This is a genomic window from Saccharicrinis aurantiacus, from assembly GCF_001660705.2.
Taxonomy (GTDB): domain Bacteria; phylum Bacteroidota; class Bacteroidia; order Bacteroidales; family Marinilabiliaceae; genus Saccharicrinis; species Saccharicrinis aurantiacus.
In genome coordinates this window covers 120,040-136,471 of sequence record NZ_LYBV02000027.1, presented here as the reverse complement: position 1 = coordinate 136,471, position 16,432 = coordinate 120,040, and the positions used below count along the sequence as shown (strand labels likewise).

Annotated in this window: 19 protein-coding genes; 10 read left to right on the top strand and 9 right to left on the bottom strand. The window is 33.6% G+C overall.

What is annotated here, in order from left to right; translation table 11 throughout:
- The first annotated feature begins 36 nt into the window (after window positions 1-36).
- The 8 genes from A8B35_RS12040 (at window position 37) to A8B35_RS12000 (ending at window position 5,477) form a co-directional block, all read left to right on the top strand.
- Window positions 37-342 carry a hypothetical protein gene (locus A8B35_RS12040; RefSeq protein WP_139314877.1) on the top strand — a complete coding sequence of 102 codons (306 nt, stop codon included), beginning with the start codon at window positions 37-39 and terminating at the stop codon, window positions 340-342.
- Window positions 330-755 (top strand): hypothetical protein, encoded by a 426-nt coding sequence (locus A8B35_RS12035; RefSeq protein WP_075603017.1) that lies wholly within the window; start codon window positions 330-332, stop codon window positions 753-755. Before A8B35_RS12040 ends, A8B35_RS12035 begins: the two co-directional genes overlap by 13 nt.
- 72 nt (window positions 756-827) lie before the next feature.
- Window positions 828-1,163, top strand: coding sequence for a hypothetical protein (locus A8B35_RS12030; protein WP_075603016.1), 336 nt, complete (start codon window positions 828-830; stop codon window positions 1,161-1,163).
- A 388-nt stretch (window positions 1,164-1,551) separates the two neighbouring features.
- Window positions 1,552-1,725, top strand: coding sequence for a hypothetical protein (locus A8B35_RS23325; RefSeq protein ID WP_171973200.1), 174 nt, complete (start codon window positions 1,552-1,554; stop codon window positions 1,723-1,725).
- A 275-nt stretch (window positions 1,726-2,000) separates the two neighbouring features.
- The gene (locus A8B35_RS23320; RefSeq protein ID WP_171973199.1) at window positions 2,001-2,162 is read left to right on the top strand and encodes a hypothetical protein; all 162 of its coding nucleotides are present in this window, start codon (window positions 2,001-2,003) and stop codon (window positions 2,160-2,162) included.
- 96 nt (window positions 2,163-2,258) lie between these two features.
- Window positions 2,259-2,954, top strand: coding sequence for a hypothetical protein (locus tag A8B35_RS12015; protein ID WP_075603013.1), 696 nt, complete (start codon window positions 2,259-2,261; stop codon window positions 2,952-2,954).
- A 618-nt stretch (window positions 2,955-3,572) separates the two neighbouring features.
- Complete coding sequence (locus A8B35_RS12005; RefSeq protein WP_075603011.1) at window positions 3,573-4,136, top strand: hypothetical protein; 564 nt, start codon at window positions 3,573-3,575, stop codon at window positions 4,134-4,136.
- 1,041 nt (window positions 4,137-5,177) lie between these two features.
- Window positions 5,178-5,477, top strand: coding sequence for a hypothetical protein (locus A8B35_RS12000; protein WP_075603010.1), 300 nt, complete (start codon window positions 5,178-5,180; stop codon window positions 5,475-5,477).
- A gap of 1 nt (window position 5,478) precedes the next feature.
- On the opposite strand, the gene A8B35_RS11995 is transcribed toward A8B35_RS12000, so the two are convergent.
- On the bottom strand, window positions 5,479-6,972 hold the full coding sequence (locus A8B35_RS11995; protein WP_171973198.1) for a sensor histidine kinase: 1,494 nt from the start codon (window positions 6,970-6,972) through the stop codon (window positions 5,479-5,481).
- Between the two features lie 134 nt (window positions 6,973-7,106).
- Here A8B35_RS11995 and A8B35_RS11990 point away from each other — a divergent pair, with 134 nt between their 5' ends.
- The gene (locus A8B35_RS11990; RefSeq protein ID WP_075603008.1) at window positions 7,107-7,793 is read left to right on the top strand and encodes a YkgJ family cysteine cluster protein; all 687 of its coding nucleotides are present in this window, start codon (window positions 7,107-7,109) and stop codon (window positions 7,791-7,793) included.
- An 82-nt stretch (window positions 7,794-7,875) separates the two neighbouring features.
- On the opposite strand, the gene A8B35_RS23890 is transcribed toward A8B35_RS11990, so the two are convergent.
- The 5 genes from A8B35_RS23890 to A8B35_RS11965 all read right to left on the bottom strand — a co-directional run bounded on the left by A8B35_RS23890 (window position 7,876) and on the right by A8B35_RS11965 (window position 11,621).
- A complete protein-coding gene (locus tag A8B35_RS23890; RefSeq protein WP_394365406.1) occupies window positions 7,876-8,061 on the bottom strand; it encodes an Imm17 family immunity protein in 186 nt (61 codons plus the stop codon).
- A 32-nt stretch (window positions 8,062-8,093) separates the two neighbouring features.
- Window positions 8,094-9,188 carry a lactonase family protein gene (locus tag A8B35_RS11980; RefSeq protein WP_075603006.1) on the bottom strand — a complete coding sequence of 365 codons (1,095 nt, stop codon included), beginning with the start codon at window positions 9,186-9,188 and terminating at the stop codon, window positions 8,094-8,096.
- Window positions 9,189-9,212: 24 nt separating this feature from the next.
- Window positions 9,213-10,502, bottom strand: coding sequence for a voltage-gated chloride channel family protein (locus A8B35_RS11975; protein ID WP_075603150.1), 1,290 nt, complete (start codon window positions 10,500-10,502; stop codon window positions 9,213-9,215).
- Between the two features lie 5 nt (window positions 10,503-10,507).
- Entirely contained in the window at window positions 10,508-10,990 is a 483-nt protein-coding gene (locus A8B35_RS11970; protein ID WP_075603005.1) for a PaaI family thioesterase, read from the bottom strand.
- Window positions 10,991-11,114: 124 nt separating this feature from the next.
- Window positions 11,115-11,621, bottom strand: coding sequence for a ferritin (locus A8B35_RS11965; protein ID WP_075603004.1), 507 nt, complete (start codon window positions 11,619-11,621; stop codon window positions 11,115-11,117).
- A gap of 376 nt (window positions 11,622-11,997) precedes the next feature.
- On the opposite strand from A8B35_RS11965, the gene A8B35_RS11960 reads away from it, so the two are divergent.
- Window positions 11,998-14,013: a methyl-accepting chemotaxis protein gene (locus A8B35_RS11960; RefSeq protein WP_083634432.1), complete on the top strand. Its 2,016-nt coding sequence runs from the start codon at window positions 11,998-12,000 to the stop codon at window positions 14,011-14,013.
- Between the two features lie 2 nt (window positions 14,014-14,015).
- Here A8B35_RS11960 and A8B35_RS11955 read toward each other — a convergent pair whose 3' ends face one another.
- From A8B35_RS11955 to A8B35_RS11945, 3 genes are all read right to left on the bottom strand, one after another.
- A complete protein-coding gene (locus A8B35_RS11955; protein ID WP_075603002.1) occupies window positions 14,016-14,624 on the bottom strand; it encodes an IMPACT family protein in 609 nt (202 codons plus the stop codon).
- A 36-nt stretch (window positions 14,625-14,660) separates the two neighbouring features.
- Window positions 14,661-15,050 carry an SRPBCC domain-containing protein gene (locus A8B35_RS11950; protein WP_139314876.1) on the bottom strand — a complete coding sequence of 130 codons (390 nt, stop codon included), beginning with the start codon at window positions 15,048-15,050 and terminating at the stop codon, window positions 14,661-14,663.
- A 140-nt stretch (window positions 15,051-15,190) separates the two neighbouring features.
- Window positions 15,191-16,387 (bottom strand): C1 family peptidase, encoded by a 1,197-nt coding sequence (locus tag A8B35_RS11945; protein ID WP_075603001.1) that lies wholly within the window; start codon window positions 16,385-16,387, stop codon window positions 15,191-15,193.
- Window positions 16,388-16,432: the final 45 nt, after the last annotated feature.

Here is a 16,432-nt window from a genome sequence, read left to right as displayed (position 1 = left end):
TTTGGGTTATACACAGTATTAGCAATACTTAATATTATGAGTATATGGTACACTTGTTATTATTATATATTTGGTTATTACCAGCCAGGTTTTCCTGGTGAGATTGTTATTGGAATAGTTACGTTTATTTTTAATTTATTATACTTTATTATTCCAGGAGATAAAAGAAATGATGAATACTTTAAATATCTGTCAAGTAAAAAGCGATCGCATTATTTTTGGTTGTTGTTATATTTTGTTATCACTATATCCACAGTCTCGACATTGGCAACTGGTGTAAGAAATACAAAAATGGAACTTAAAGAGCAATATAAGGTGAACTTTAATAATTGGAATCATTAAAAACTGAAATAAGAAATACTTTTTTATTCTATGTTGGCTTTGTAAAAGGTGCGGGCTATGCTTATACATTAGATGTAGCCATTAAGCCAGTCCATATGGGTACGTGCGAAGCTCCACAGTTTGTACCTCCCGGGCAAGATAGATACCAATATGTAAAAATGCAATTTATTGATAATTCGGATGAAGCTGTTCAGTTAAGTTATGGTCAACGCCCTAAACTAAAAGATAACAAAGCCTTTAAAGAAGCTTCAGAATCATTTCAACCCGAAACTAATTATGCGACAAAACGTGATAACACAGCTGTTTCGCCTGATTATTTTGGTAATGGTGGAGGTGGAAATGAGGTTGCCAGTTCGGGAGGGGGTTGGACTCCATCAGAACAGGGTGAGATACGACAGTATGAGCCTAATTGATTTGAGATATTTGCTGAATCTTCAGTAGGTCAGACCATTGTAGGTAAAGCAGCTTATGGTGTTGTTGATGATATGGTTGTAACATTACAAAGTTTAACTATTGGGCGTAATTCAGCTGTGCATCTTGACGGAGCATTGGTTGTGGGGAGCGAAGCGTTAAATTCAGGGATTAATACAATATCAAATATAATACCTTTCTCAAGTGCAACTAAGACATTAGGTATTTCTAAGAATGTTCTAAATGCGGGTGCATTTAATAAAGCATTCAAAGGTACAGGGCTTAATTCTGTAAAAAATGGAGGAGCGCAAATTCGTTCATATAATTATGTTGTGCGACAATCGAATTCATTTAATGGTGCGTGGAATGTAATAGCGCCAGGTACTTTGATGTTTTACGGATTTGATTAAATAAATGAAGGTATGTTTTACGGTTCTATATTATTTAGGTTTTTTGGAGTTTTGACGCGATGGATTTTTTTGAATCTCCTGTTTTACGTAAGAAAAAAAGGAAAGATGTCATTTTTAACAGTATGGAGGGGTGGTGATTCTTCTAATAATGACCCTATAAATTCTAGTACGGGTGAATTTAGAGATATTTTGATAGGAGTAGTGGTTGTTTTTTTAATGGTGTTACTTATATGGGAGCTGGGAGGTAAGTAATTTTTGTGAATATTATCCTCTCCTCGCTCATCGTAGGAATTAAACAATGTAAGCCGTTCGGCGTATGCCTCTGGCTACGTCGCTGTGCATAAGGTCTCTGCCCTGTAAATAAAACAACAAAGCCGCATTTTCGGATATGCCATTTATATCATCACCTGCTCGGAATTTCAGACAGCCCTATTATTTTGAGAATGATAACACTCGTGTAGAACATCATCCAACACCTGATTTTATATTAGATCCCATGTCCGATTATAATCAATTAGCCCGTATTGATAATACAAGAGTATATAATCCATATAATTATTAATGATGAACTTATATAAAAAAGGATTTTTTCTACTCTTAAGTATCTATGAAAAATTCAGTAAAGATGATCAAATTGGGATATTCGCATTTGGTTTATATAGTGCGATTGGATTTACATCTATGATAAGTATATGGTATACTATATACTATTATATATTTGACCACTACCAATCTTCGTTTCCTGGTGAAATTGTTATTGGAATAGTTATATTCATTTTTAATATAATATATTTTATTATTCCAAGAGATAAAAGGCATGATGAATACATCAAATATATGTCAACAAAAAAAAAATCGCATTATTTTTGGTTATTCTTCTATTTTGTAATTTCCATAACCATTTCAATTACATTAGTAACTAGTTTCAGAAATACACGAATTGAACTTAAAGAGAAACAAGAGCAATATAAGGTGAACTTTAATAATTGGAATAATTAAAAAACTGAAATAAGAAATACTTTTTTATTCTATGTTGGCTTTGTAAAAGGTGCGGGCTATGCTTATACATTAGATGTAGCAATTAAGCCAGCCCATATGGGTACGTGCGAAGCTCCACGGTTTGTACCTCACGGGCAAGATAGATACCAATATGTAAAAATGCAATTTATTGATACTTCGGATGAAGCTGTTCAGTTAAGTTATGGTGAACGCCCTAAACTAAAAGATAATAAAGCCTTTATAGAGGCTTCAAAATCATTTCACCCCGAAACTAATTATGCGGCAAAACGTGATAACACAGCTGTTTCGCCTGATTATTTTGGAAATGGTGGAGGTGGAAATGCCCAAGGAGGAAGTGATATTCTTTCTTGGTTCTCTAATAAAAAACTTTTTTCTTTTGGTCCATATAAACCATGGATTATGTTTGGGGTACAAATTGCTCCAGCATATCAAGATGATCCGTTATGGGGTAATAGAGATGGAGGGAATACTGGATATACAAATTGGGAATGGTCATCACCAGATGTTCAAGTGCCTATAGCAGTTATTGGTGGATTGACTACACTTGGAGCATCTCTTGAGGCTCAAGGGACAATTAGAGCTATAGGATTTCTTAATTTAGCTAATACTACAATCAATTTATCTGGATTAGATTCTAGTATTCCAGGGTATAATAATCCATGTTTTAAGGCATTAAGGGATGCAACTTTCATAGCAAGTGATCTTTATAAAGGGATACCAACTGGTGTATTCGCTTCCTGCAACAGTTTCAGATGGAATTACTATCTATAATGATTTTATATATGATGAATAGGATGGTTCTAAATTTTTCAAGAAAGATTTTTACTTTTCAGTTAATCGCTGTTACTATATTATGTTTATTGCCAGTGATAATGGGGGGCATTATGTTATCTACACTTCTATTTAGTTTAGTTTTGCTTTTATTAAGTGGGTGCATATTTTTAATTAAAAGTAAAATTATTTATTACGAACATAATAATATAATTATTAAATACATTCTTCTAAGAAAAATAGTTAAGTATAACCTAGCAGAGGTTGAAAGAATTCAACTTCATAGGAAAATAGCTGAGAGAGATGATAACTATATTATAATAAAAGATAAATGTGGCCAAGTTAAGAAGTTTTCATTCCTTTTTATTCGGTCAGATTTGCGAGATGTATTTTTTAAGGAACTGAGTAAGTATTGCATAGTAGAATTTATTAAATAGATGCAATTGTCAAGCTGATGACCAAAGAGTTATCACAACCCCAAACTCTGCATAGCTGAATAATATAATATTAAAATTAATAGTGATGGCGCTAAGCAAATCGTATCTATTGAGTTAACAAATAAACTTACAGGGGAAAATTACTACGCACAACACAAAACGGTTGATTTGCCATTAGTCTATGAAAATTAATAGATATTTGTTCATAAGTATTTTAGCTATAGTTATAGCATTATTCTATTTAGACGGAAAGCTGTTTTATTATGGTAAGAGTAGTTTTAATTTCTGTGATTTAAACACCTTGCAAGTAAGGCCAAAGTCTATTCCTGAATTTGAGGGAGGCTTTTGTTTTATTGATAATAGTGGTTTTGAGATAATAGGGCAAGGATTTAAGTATAAAGGATATGATACTGTTGAAGTAAATACAATATTAGGTTATGGATATGATATAGAAGAGCTTGCAGTATTGATAGAAAGTGCTGATAATAGGCAATATTATGCCAAGTTTATTGACGATAAAGCAGTAGTAACAAAAAGTCTAGCAGTTGAAATTGTTAATCAAGATGAATATATAGGTATTGATAATTTAGAATGGGTAGATTTAAGTTCTACAAGTCAAGGCAAAGCTTTTGAATTGACAAGGAACTATCTTGTACTTTTGCTAGTAATTATGTCCTTGATTTTAATATTTAGAATTATAAGAAAAAAAGATGATAAGAATAAGAAAGCCCCACGCTCAGCGTAGCGCTTAAACAATGTAAAAAGTTCGGCGTATGGCTCTGCCTACATCGGATAATACATAAATTTTCAGTCTGCTATAATTGGTTGGGCGGTTTCAGGCATTTACTTTTTAGGTAGTGCCGCATTTTCGGATATGCCATTTGTATCAGCACCTGCTCGGGATTTCAGACAGCCCTATTATTTTGAGAATGATAATACACGTATCGATATACCACAATACGATTTATATAAATCTCAAATTAGCTACTAATGCTTATGGAACGATCTCAATAATGGAAACCGCATCAACACTATCGATTTTAGCCACCATATGCATTTAACAAACAAGTAACACAATTATATGTTAAGGCTAATTTTCTATTGAGGTTTACACAAAACTATATTTTGCAAGCGACAAGAAGTGGAGCACTACATAAAACTATATATGCCCATCCGGAAAGGATTTGGTCAATAAACAGTTTTATATATGACTGCTAGCAATAATTTAGTGAATAAACAATACTATATATTGGCGTCCGGTAAAAATTAGGGCGATAAATAGAACTATATATGGTCTCCGAGGAGAATGTGGGCTATACATAAAACTATATAAGACCCCGCGCAGTAATTTAGCACCTAACTAAGGAATATAAATCGGAGGCTGAATAATATTTCAATATTTGAGTAATCCTATTAAAAACCAAATTACACAAAAAAATTTGCTCAACGTAAAACGATGGGTTTATTCTATGTTGGCTTTGTAGCTTATACTTTAGGTGTAGCTAATAAGCCTGCATATATCGGCATTTACAAAGTTACAATACTTGTGCCTCCCAGGCAAAACAGATACCAGTATGTAAAAATGAAAATTCTTGATACTCCAGATAAAGCTACAAGTTAAGTTATGGTGAACGTCAAAAAAATTGAAGAATATAATGACTGCTAATTAGCTGATATTTTCATTAAATTAAGAGTTGCAAGTGTTTTTTTGTAAAAAAAATTGTCAATACCCTTTACTTAAGGAATTTCTTATTGTAAATTGAATAGGAATTAAAAAAATATTGTTATGGAAAAATGGGCTAGAAAATTACAACTTATCATCAATAAAAGAGATACTTTACTATCTCAATTAAATAAGCTAACAGAAAAGTATTACAACTATTCTACAATTAGTCACCTATCAATCAATGACTTTAAAGACATTGATACAAAGATTATTTTTTCTCAATTATCAAATGCCATAAAGGAATACAACACAGCTTTGGCTGAGAGGGATCAATTGATGTTTGGTAAATTCTTAGATAGCTTAATACATGAAAAAAAGCCTACGAAGGAAAGTCAAAACTGGTGTGCTTTTCAATACTAATTTAGCATTTTAGCTTTGGTAGTTTCAGCTGAATCGTAGTCCCCTGCCCTATCTCGCTTATTGCAGATATAGTTCCCTTATTACTTTCAATCATATCTTTACACAATCCCAAACCAATACCAGTACCCTGCTCTAGATTTGTTCCTAATGTTGAGCTGTAGTTTGAATCATTAAATACTTTATCAATCTGCGCAGAAGACATTCCTATACCATTGTCCGTAACCTGAACAATACAGTTTTCATCTTCATAAAAGCAATTAAAAGATACTTGACCATCGTTAAGTGTAAATTTTATTGCATTTGATAAGAGGTTACGAATTACTGTTACAAACATTTGTTCATCTGTTTTTACACAAAACTCTGGTCCAACCATATTTTTAACCTCTATATTTTTTGACCTTGCAGTTTCTGATTGCAGATACACAACATGATCTACTGCTTTTTTCACATTAACCTGAGTTGGTTTAGATTCTAATAAATTACTTTGACTTTTGCTCCAATCAATTAAATTAGACAATAAGCCCAAACCGTCATTCGAAGTTTTGTTAATTGCATAAATACTATCTAGCAATACTTCTTGATCTAAACTATGAAAATCATATATTAAATACTCTGATAAAGAAGCTTGCAAGCAAAAAGGAGACCTTAAATCATGACCTATAATTGAAAACAATTTATCCCTGGTTGCAATCGCTTTTTCTAAAGAACTATTCTGTTGCTCAATAATTAACTTTTGTTTATTTAACTGATTATTAAATTGCTGCTCAACTTTTAGCTTATTAGTTGCCAATTCTCTTCTTTGAGTTTCAAGAGCCAATTGTATTTCGATATCCCGCCTCTCATTATTTACCTTATTTTGACGCTCCACGAGACGATTTATCATCTTTGGAATACTAAAAATAAAGTAACCCATCAAAATAAAATATACACTTCTATACATTACTCCCTCAGGGCCACCCGAAGCAATTTGATCAATAAGTTGAGGATCGATATGAGGATAACGAAGGAAGTAAACAACATTATAGCAGATTACTACATAAATAGTGGTAAATATAACAAGCTTTCCATCATACCTTAAAACAGACAACATAATTAACACCCCATATAAAAATAGACTTGCTGCGGTTGAAACAGCTATAGGCGTAAAGAAATAAGAGTAATTAAAAATATGAGCACTCAAAATAGTTACATCAATAAATGAGGAAACATAACCAACCCAAGTAGTTTGGCTATGCTTTTTAATTAAATAACTAATGGCTGAATTATAGCCGATGTAACACATTGATAATAGTAGCGAATATATAGCCCTTTCTGTATTTCCTTCATAAAATATATACCCTATAAGAACAAGTATTGCAATTATTAATATCCATCTAAAACGAACAACCTGTTGTTCGCCCCAAACGGCATCTTCTTTATTCAGAAAAGAATGGTATCTCATAGAGTTATGTTCATTATGACTAGGTAAACTTTTAGGGCTTGAATTAATATTCAAAAATAAAACTATTTTAAACAATAACAATAGCATGCCATAAAGTGAATTGTATTTAAATGATTGGGTATGATAAAGTAAAAATGTACTTTTGCGAACTATGTAAATTGAATTTTCAATTACTGAATTTGTAAAGTATGAGCAAAGAATTATCAGCTAAAGACAAAGAAATAAACCTTACCTTTTATAAGGATGGATATAATTTGGCTATTAACAACATCACCGATTTTAAAACACTAACCCCTCTTTTTATGGGGATGCAAGCCAATTATCAAGCTGTAAGTCAGCTCACTCAATCATTTGCACAAAGAGCCATTGAACAAAAAACTCCGATTGCATGTAAAAAAGGTTGTAAATGGTGTTGTTATCAGCCGGTATACCTTACTACTAATGAAGCTTTATTGATACATGAATATATGCATCAAGCATTTGATGAAAGCCAAAGAGCTAGATTATTAACAAATGCAAAGCAGCGATTAAAAAAAACAAAAGGATTAGAAGAAGAGAAAAAGCAAGACATCTCGCACGCTTGTCCATTTTTAATTGAAGGGGCATGTTCAATATATCCAGTAAGACCGATGTCGTGCAGGGTTTATCTATCTTCAGATGAAAGCTCATGTAAAATGAAATATGATAATCCGAAGGATAAATCAGATTTTCCGAAGTTATTCGATTTTATTCTAAGAGCCGGAAGATATATGAACGAAGGCTTTGTTGGTTTTATTAAAGCAAAAGAAAAAACAGTTGAAGAATATACCATTGAAGAATTTATGGTAAAAATATTCTCTGATGAGAAACTAAGAAACGATTGGTTGGAAAAATAATACAATTTTACTTTCACAAAATTGAAATAACAGGACCGCAAAAAAATAGTATCTCATATTCATTTTTTTTGCGGTCCTGACTCTAAAACCATTCCAAACCAAAGTAAGAGTTTGCTCCAAATAGAGTAAAAAACAAACCCAAGAGCGCATAAATTAGTCGAGCCCCTACTATCCCCGCAAATTTCACTAACATTTGCGCCTTTCTTTGTTTAAAAAAATACTCCCAATTAAAGAGAGCCGCTCCAAACATCAGGAGCCCAAATAACATAAATAGTATATCAAGAAAACTATTACTTTCCATTACTTTTTAACTTTAATACAAATAGGTAAATCAGAATCCGCAACACTTCCGCTTGCTTTTAACAATCCATTATTTTCAAGTGCAAATACTCTAAGCTGATTGTCGTCTCTATTGGCTAATAACAACCAATTTTTAAGAGTTACATTAAAGTTACGAGGCCAACTAACCCCTTCTGTTTGAAACTCTAAGAAATCCAATTTAGAATCTGCATTAACCTTAAAAATACCAATTGCATCAAAACCTCTATTTGAGGCATATAGATATTTCCCATCTTGCGAGAAATGAATATCTGCTGCCTTTGCAGGTTCTTCAAAACTAGCAGGAACCAATGTTAATGTTTGTAGTTCTTCTTTGAAAATTCCTTCTTCATTTAGTGCATAAGTTGTTACTGACATTGAAAGTTCATTCACTACAGCCATCATCGAATTATCCGGGTGAAAATCTAGATGTCTGGGGCCATCGCCGGGATTACACATAATTGAATCTCTAATCACCAAGTCATCGCCTTCCAATGCATAAACCATTACTTTATCTGCACCTAAATCTGCGGCATAAAAAAAGCCATTATTATAATCATATCTAATACTATGGGCATGCGGACTCTTCTGTCTTCCCTTATTGGGGCCACTTCCTGTATGAGAAATACTCTTTCCTTTATTTATAACACCTTGATCACTTACCTTAAAGTATGCTATACTGCCCGATGAATAATTCGCTGATATCAATAAATTCTTTTCATCTATATACTCCACAAAACAAGGATCATTACCTAAGGAATTAACCGATGATATAAATTGCAGACTATCATTCTCCAAAATTTGGTAGGAATGAATCATAAATCTATTATCAGAATCTTGAGCTACTGAAAATAAATAATTACCATCATTAGATATGTGCAAATAATTACAATTTGGAATATGAGCCACTACACGTGCTTCAGAAAGTGCACCACTTAAGGTATCAAACTTACATACCGATATTCCACTAGTGGCACTTTTACCTGCTGTACCTACGAACAGACTAACCGTATGATCTTCGGCCGAACTGCATCCAAATAGACAAACCAGTAATAATGATAAAGCTATATTTTTCATATAATAATTTTATTTGAAAGTTATTTAATCTTTTATTTCGCCTAGTTTCTTCCCCTTATGAGAACCAAATGTGAGGTGTTTCGGACTACCTATTATTTGCTCACCATAAATACCTGAATGTCCTGAAAATAAATAGGCAGTTACACAGGCAATTCCAATGAACACACCAGCTTCAGCTCCGAATAATTCTATACCCATTAATGTACATGCGATAGGCGTATTTGTAGCTCCTGCAAATACAGCAACAAAACCCATCCCCGCTAATAATGCAATTGGAAGAGGAATAAATAAAGCTAAAGCACTCCCTAGAGTGGCGCCAGTAAAAAACAAGGGTGTAACTTCGCCACCTTTAAAACCAGCTCCTAAGGTAAAAGATGTAAATAGAATCTTAAGGGCAAAATCGTTAAAGCCTAATTGCACACCGAACGACTCTTCTATCACAGGAACCCCTAAACCAATCCATCGGGTAGTTCCTAACGCCCAAACAGCTATTGCAATTACAATACCGCCCACAAAAGGTCGTAATGGCGGAAATTTAATCGTTTTCTTAAAAACTGCTCCCCAAAAATGAGTTGCATTAGAAAAAAGCATACCTGCTAAACCAAAGCAAATACCTGCTAAAACTGCCCATAATAATTCGGGAGCCCATAACTCCGGTACAACAGGCACATGGTAATGCGTGTGTGTTATTGGCCATAAATGAGCTGCCTCATTAGCAAAAATTGCCACTAAAAAACTAGGCAGTATGTATTCATACCGCATTCTTCCAATTATAAAGACTTCAAGCGCAAATACAGCTCCTGCCAAAGGTGTTCCAAAAATGGAAGCAAAACCAGCACTTACTCCCATAACGAGTATTATCTTTCTATCCTCCTTTTTTAGTTTAAAGAGTTTAGTAAACTGATCTGCAATAGCGCCTCCCATTTGAATAGCTGTACCCTCTCGACCTGCTGAACCACCAAACAAATGAGTTACAACAGTACTCAATAAAACAAGAGGTGCCATTTTTAAAGGAATGATATCTTTAGGACTATGGAATTCTTCTAGGATTTGATTATTTCCTTTAACAACGCTCTTCCCAAAATAATGATAAACAAAACCGATTAATAAACCGCCAAGTGGCAACAAGGCAATAATCCATAAATTACTTTCGCGAGTTTGCGTAGCCCAATTTAATGCTATTAAAAAAATGGCTGATGCCGAACCCGCTAACAAGCCAATAATACCGGATATTGTTAACCATTTTAATAAAAAAAGGAAAGATGGAACTAGTCCTGAGGGCATAATACCTCTTATTTTTTTACTACTCTTCATTTCCATTAATCATTAGAATAAAAAGCTTCAAACCCTGGGTATTGATATTTCTCAACAGAATCAGCCTCGCTAAATAAAAAGTACTTTACAATTGCGGTGGAACAAACTACCTCATCAGCATTTGAAATACTTGTTTTAATGGTGGCGAACCTTCTATTGTAATCTAATATTTCACCTTTTATCACTATTTCTCTGTCATCAATAAGTAAAGGTTGCTTATACTTCACCTCTAGATTTGAGGTAACACCTGAAACTTTACATTTTGTATAAACTACCCAACTTGCTATTTCATCGTGCATAGTGGCTTGAATTCCCCCATGAACCACATTTAAATATCCTTCTAAGTGTTTGCTTGGTTTCCAAAACGAGATTATAGAATCACCATCATCCCAAAACTCCATACGTAATCCATGAGCATTTTTTGGAGAACATCCAAAACAGTCATAATTATCCTTTTTAAGTAAAAAAGGGTTACTCAGTTTTATCATTTATATACTTATCAGTTATTATATAATAGTATTATCAAAAGTAAACAAATAAAGTCTTTAAATAAAAAAGTCCGTTGCATAATGCAACAGACTCAATTATATCTACTGGTAATACTAGCAGTTTTTATTGCTGACTTGCTGGTATAACACCTCTCATTTTTGACACATCACTATCAAACATATATAAGTTATGTCCGTCTAATAATTTTAATTTATCGATAATACTTCTTACCGTAGCCTCTTCTTCAATCTGCTCTGTTACGAACCATTGAATCCAGTTATGTGTAGTAAAATCTTTCTCATCTAAACAAACACCAACAATCTCATTAATGCTTTCCGATACAAACTCTTCGTGCTCAAGTGTTAGTTCAAAAATATCTTGAACACCTTTAAAATCAGCAGGAGGCTGAGCCACTGCAGGAATAACCGCTACTCCACCACGCTCATTTACATATTTCATAAACTTAAGCATATGAACTTTTTCTTCTTCTGCCTGAGCATACATCCATTCAGAAACACCACCAAAACCGTTTGTTTCAGCCCATGATGCCATTGATAAATATAAATTAGATGAATAAGCTTCGCGCTCAATTTGTCTTACTAGAATTTCTTCTACAGCCTTTTTTAACATGATATTTTAGTTTTTAATTATTTCTAGGTTTCAAAGCCAAATTTAATCAATTAAAATCCATAATTCATAATAAGCACCCTAATTAATTTATAGGCTTATACCAACATGACATTGAAATACTGTTGGTATTATGAAAATAAAGACCCAGAACAAACCAACTTTACACAAATGCAGTTATACTTACTTTTTTTTACTCTTCGTACAATTAACCATACTTCAGTACAGGATAACTTTACTATAGTTACACAAAGCATATACTTTAGTTAATAAAATAACAATCACTTAACACTAACATAATAAATCAAGCGTGCGCCTAGTTTACTTTTGAGCGCTGGCGATATGGCCTATACACACTTGTCTTTGTTAACTATATTATATGATGAATTGGAACAATTTAAAAATTGCTCACAAGCTAAATTACAGTTTCGCTACTTTTCTTGGTGTTTTTATTTTATTTGGTTCAATAGCTATACTGGAACAGCGTAGGATTATTAAATCAGCTACCTCGCTATCAAGCACACAAGTTCCATCTATAAAAAAAGCTAGTGAAATGGAGCGAAATTGGCAAAGTGCCATCTTTAACCTTAGAAGTTATGGATACAGCAAAGACAATGATTATTTATCTGATGGAATTTTTTATTTAAATAACTCAAAAAAAGAATTAGGAGAATTAGCCACTCTACTCCAAAACGACAAATCGTTTAAAACAAAAATTACTGAATTACAGTCTGAGTTAGAGTCTTTTTCAGAAATTGTAATGCAAACTAAGAATTCTTTTAAAGATGTATCAGATGCCCATTCCATAATGGATACTGCCTACAATAAGCTTCGACAACAATGCGCCATTTACCTTGAACTGCAATATAAAAAACTCAAAAAGGATATTGATAAAGGTTCTGATAAACATATTATTAAGAGGCGTGTTGATAAAATTAGGTTAATGAATGGTGTAATGGACAATATTGATGAGCTAAATAATCTGTTGTGGAAAGCTGAATTAAACCACAAACCTGAATTAATAAAAAATACAGATGATTATTTTGAAACAATACATCAGAACATCGAATACATTAGACCTATAACCACTAAGTTATATGATATTGAAACTTTAAATACCATGCAAGCCTCAAGTAATAATTACAAAGAGGCCTTATCAATATTATATAAAAAGTGGGAAGATAATCACCGATTAAGTTCAAATGAAGTTATGGCTACAGGGATAGCATTAACTCAAAAACTAAATGAGAACTTATTTGAATCGGTACACAAGGCATCTGAGAAAAACAATCTATTTGCTCGTTCATCCCAAAGAATATTAATATGGGGAGTGGCCATCGTTATCATTATTGGCTTGCTATTGTCGCGGATACTAACTAACTCTTTTACCCGCCCTATTTATCAGCTGATGGAATATGCACAACTTCAGGCTAAGGGAAAACTAAACAGTTCATTTGAGTTTAACCAAAAAGATGAAATTGGAGAACTAGCAAAATACATTCATAATAGTAATGAGAAGATTAAGCAAATGGTTATTAAACTTAGCGGGCTATCGAATACTATTAATAAGATGAGTCAACGCTTTAGTAACAAAGCGGCTAACCTAACCAAGCACTCTAATTCACAGGCCTCTTCATCAGAAGAACTATCGGCGGCCATGGAAGAAATGTCATCACTAATATCGTTAAGCTCAGGAAATGCCCAGAATATGGCAAAGAGAGGGACTGAATCTGCCGAAAAACTAAAGCTTGAATTAAAAGAAACACAGGCTGCAATAGAGGTAATGGATCAACTTATGGGTAAATCGAGTGATATAAAAGGTATTGCTATGCAAACCAACATATTGGCTCTTAACGCATCCATAGAAGCTGCTAAAGCAGGAAATGTAGGTAAAGGATTTGGTGTTGTTGCCAATGGCATTAGAGATTTAGCTGCTAAGGCACAGCAAGTATCTAGCGAGATCACTTCTATATCGAGCAAAGGAAAGGAACACTCAAATATTGTAGAGTCGAGTATAAAACGAATTTATTCTGACTCACAGCAATCTGTTACTTCCATCCAAGACATTGCAGATTCGGCAATGGAACAAGAAAGTGAAACTATTCAAATAACCAGCGCAGTAAGTGAATTTAACAATCACACGCAACGTATTGCTGCTATGGCGGAAGAGATTTCGGCAGAATCGGACATCCTATTTAAGGAGTCGATTGAAATGCAAGAAATGCTTAACTTCTTTACCGTTCAGGGAAATCAAATCATAAAAAAGAAGAAGAAAAAAAAGAAGAAGAAAAGCAAGCAAAAACCGATGGGCGAAAGTCGTGTTAAACTAGGAAAAATCAGCGAATCGGTAAAAGGCATTAAAATTAAAAGCCCCGAGAAAGAAGTGGTAAGTTAAAATTATTCCACACGCAGAAACTCACAACGCACACTTTCAACTTTCTCAATGCGCCCAATTACGTGAGCTACTTCAGACTGACGAAGACTAAACACTACAGTACAAGTAAGATTAAAATCTTGCTTGGTAAGGTTTAGTTTTTCTTCTTTCACGATGCGCATGATATCATTCATCACCAAGTAATCAAAATTAATTTGATATACATCGTTTACGGTTTTTTCAATGATAGTTCCGTTGTTAATGGCATCAATTGTAGCTTCTTTATAGGCACGTATCAAACCAGGAACACCCAATTTAGTGCCTCCAAAATATCGAACCACCACCACTAATATATTAGTTAACTCGTGCGATTTAATTTGTCCATGAATAGGCTTACCTGCACTACCCGAAGGTTCGCCATCATCATTGGCCCTGAAGCGCTTGCCATCCACACCCAATTGCCAAGCAAAACAATGATGGCGCGCATCATAATATTTATCTTTTAACTCAGCAACACGTTCCTTTATCTGCTCTTCTGTATAAACCGGGTAGGCATAGGCAATAAACTTACTTCCCTTTTCTTTATATAAGCCTTCGGAAGGGTGTTCTATGGTATTATAGGAATCTGACATTATGGGTAGTTATAAATTGAAACCTGTTGTGCTAAGTTAGTCTTGTTCAAAAAACTCTTTAATAGCCCCTAGGTAATATTCTGTCCATCCTTCGCAAATATCATCATACTCGTCTGCTGGGATATTGGTATGGTTTAACTCAATTTGTACCCCTTTCTTATCGTCAAATATTTTTATGGTTACAATTGAAGGCTCTTCTTGATCACCAAAATACCATTGCTGCTGAACCATTTTATTGGTCTCAAAATCCAGGTTCATGCCAACAATATCACCATCCCATAAGGAGAATTCAGAATTTACCTCAGTACTCATTTGCGCTTTGTAACCCGACCATAATTCAATGGTAAAAGGATTGGTTAATGCTGCATAAACATCCTCGGCTTCAGTCTTTATTTTTAAGCGTGTTTTAAAATCTCTCAAACTCATAATGGTAATATTTTAGTTACAGCAAATATAGTATTTATGGCAGCTATAAAAACAAAAACTCCGACCTTAATAATAAGGTCGGAGTCAATATCGACATCAATTGATTGGGTAAAAAAGTGATATCGTTACCTTTAAGGCCTTTATTTTATGCCTAATTTCTTTTTAATATCCTTTGGTAAAGCTTTTTTATTAATTAAGATGTTCATGGTTTTAAGTTGAACAAATGCTTCTGATGCATATAAGTATCCATCGTAAACATTATTCGTATCCCATGAATTTTTCACCTTATAATAAATAGTACCATTCTGATCTTTCGACATACCTGTTACGTGCATTCCATGATCATCAGTAGATAAATAATTATCAAATTGTTCTTGACGCAATTCAGGAGTAATTACTTTTTCTTTAACAGGAGCATCAAAACTATACATCGCTTTTTCGCGATCTGCTTTACTCATGCTTTCCCAACGAGAACGTTCTGATCCGTCCATAGACTCTAAGTCATTTTCAGGAACTATGGCAACACCATTTTTAAACGAAAATCCTTTTTCGCTGACATCTGAAGCCCATCCAAAAGTATAACCATTTTCAAGTGCATTGTGCATAATGCTAGTCATGTCATCCAACTCAACATTGTAAACTTCGCCCCAAACCCAGTTATCAGGTACTTCGAAAATAAATTTTTCGTTATATGGATGATGCGAAAATGAAGATATCATGATATAATCATCGGCATTTAAGCCTGTGCGCTCACTTGTAAATGATTCAGGAGTATATTCTTTTCCTTCGTATTCAAATGTTTCAGGGTACTCGCCTAGGTATGCATCTAATATCCCATTAAAACCTTTATGCCAAGCCGGAGATAATTTTTTGTTTTTATTTTTAATTACTCCATCAACATAAGCCAAAAGCAATTGATCTAATTCACCATGTACGTGCTTTTCTTCGCCATATTCTAAACCAGCGTAAGCCTCCTCAGGAACTAAGCCATAATTGCGTAAAGTATAAATTACATCTTCGAATGAACCACCTGCACCAAAGTTTAGTGAACCATGTAAACGAACATATTTAGTAGCTTTATCTGAATAACAATTGCGAACAACAAACATTTCTGATAAATCAGCCGCTTCTTTTCCGGCTTTAATCATTTCAGATTCTAAAAAAGACAAACCTGAAAAACTCCAACAGGTTCCTGACTTATATTGGTTCTTTACGCAAGTTGTTTCAATATCATAAACGGTTTCAAACTTGTAACCTTCTTTTTCTTCTTCCTGTGCTTTTACAGATGAAAATGTAAATGCTGAAAGAAGAGCTGCCGAAAGCAATAACTTCTTCATATTGTATTTTTTAGAGAATATATCTTCATTTTAAGAAAAATGAAT

Coding starts and splice junctions, on each gene's coding strand:
- A8B35_RS11945 (WP_075603001.1), bottom strand. CDS start 16,387: ATGAAGAAGTTATTGCTTTCGGCAGCTCTTCTTTCAGCATTTACATTT.
- A8B35_RS12000 (WP_075603010.1), top strand. CDS start 5,178: ATGGAAAAATGGGCTAGAAAATTACAACTTATCATCAATAAAAGAGAT.
- A8B35_RS11970 (WP_075603005.1), bottom strand. CDS start 10,990: ATGATAAAACTGAGTAACCCTTTTTTACTTAAAAAGGATAATTATGAC.
- A8B35_RS12015 (WP_075603013.1), top strand. CDS start 2,259: ATGGGTACGTGCGAAGCTCCACGGTTTGTACCTCACGGGCAAGATAGA.
- A8B35_RS11955 (WP_075603002.1), bottom strand. CDS start 14,624: ATGTCAGATTCCTATAATACCATAGAACACCCTTCCGAAGGCTTATAT.
- A8B35_RS23320 (WP_171973199.1), top strand. CDS start 2,001: ATGTCAACAAAAAAAAAATCGCATTATTTTTGGTTATTCTTCTATTTT.
- A8B35_RS12040 (WP_139314877.1), top strand. CDS start 37: ATGAGTATATGGTACACTTGTTATTATTATATATTTGGTTATTACCAG.
- A8B35_RS11975 (WP_075603150.1), bottom strand. CDS start 10,502: ATGAAGAGTAGTAAAAAAATAAGAGGTATTATGCCCTCAGGACTAGTT.
- A8B35_RS11990 (WP_075603008.1), top strand. CDS start 7,107: ATGAGCAAAGAATTATCAGCTAAAGACAAAGAAATAAACCTTACCTTT.
- A8B35_RS11965 (WP_075603004.1), bottom strand. CDS start 11,621: ATGTTAAAAAAGGCTGTAGAAGAAATTCTAGTAAGACAAATTGAGCGC.
- A8B35_RS23325 (WP_171973200.1), top strand. CDS start 1,552: ATGCCATTTATATCATCACCTGCTCGGAATTTCAGACAGCCCTATTAT.
- A8B35_RS11950 (WP_139314876.1), bottom strand. CDS start 15,050: ATGAGTTTGAGAGATTTTAAAACACGCTTAAAAATAAAGACTGAAGCC.
- A8B35_RS12005 (WP_075603011.1), top strand. CDS start 3,573: ATGAAAATTAATAGATATTTGTTCATAAGTATTTTAGCTATAGTTATA.
- A8B35_RS11980 (WP_075603006.1), bottom strand. CDS start 9,188: ATGAAAAATATAGCTTTATCATTATTACTGGTTTGTCTATTTGGATGC.
- A8B35_RS11960 (WP_083634432.1), top strand. CDS start 11,998: ATGATGAATTGGAACAATTTAAAAATTGCTCACAAGCTAAATTACAGT.
- A8B35_RS23890 (WP_394365406.1), bottom strand. CDS start 8,061: ATGTTATTTGGGCTCCTGATGTTTGGAGCGGCTCTCTTTAATTGGGAG.
- A8B35_RS12030 (WP_075603016.1), top strand. CDS start 828: ATGGTTGTAACATTACAAAGTTTAACTATTGGGCGTAATTCAGCTGTG.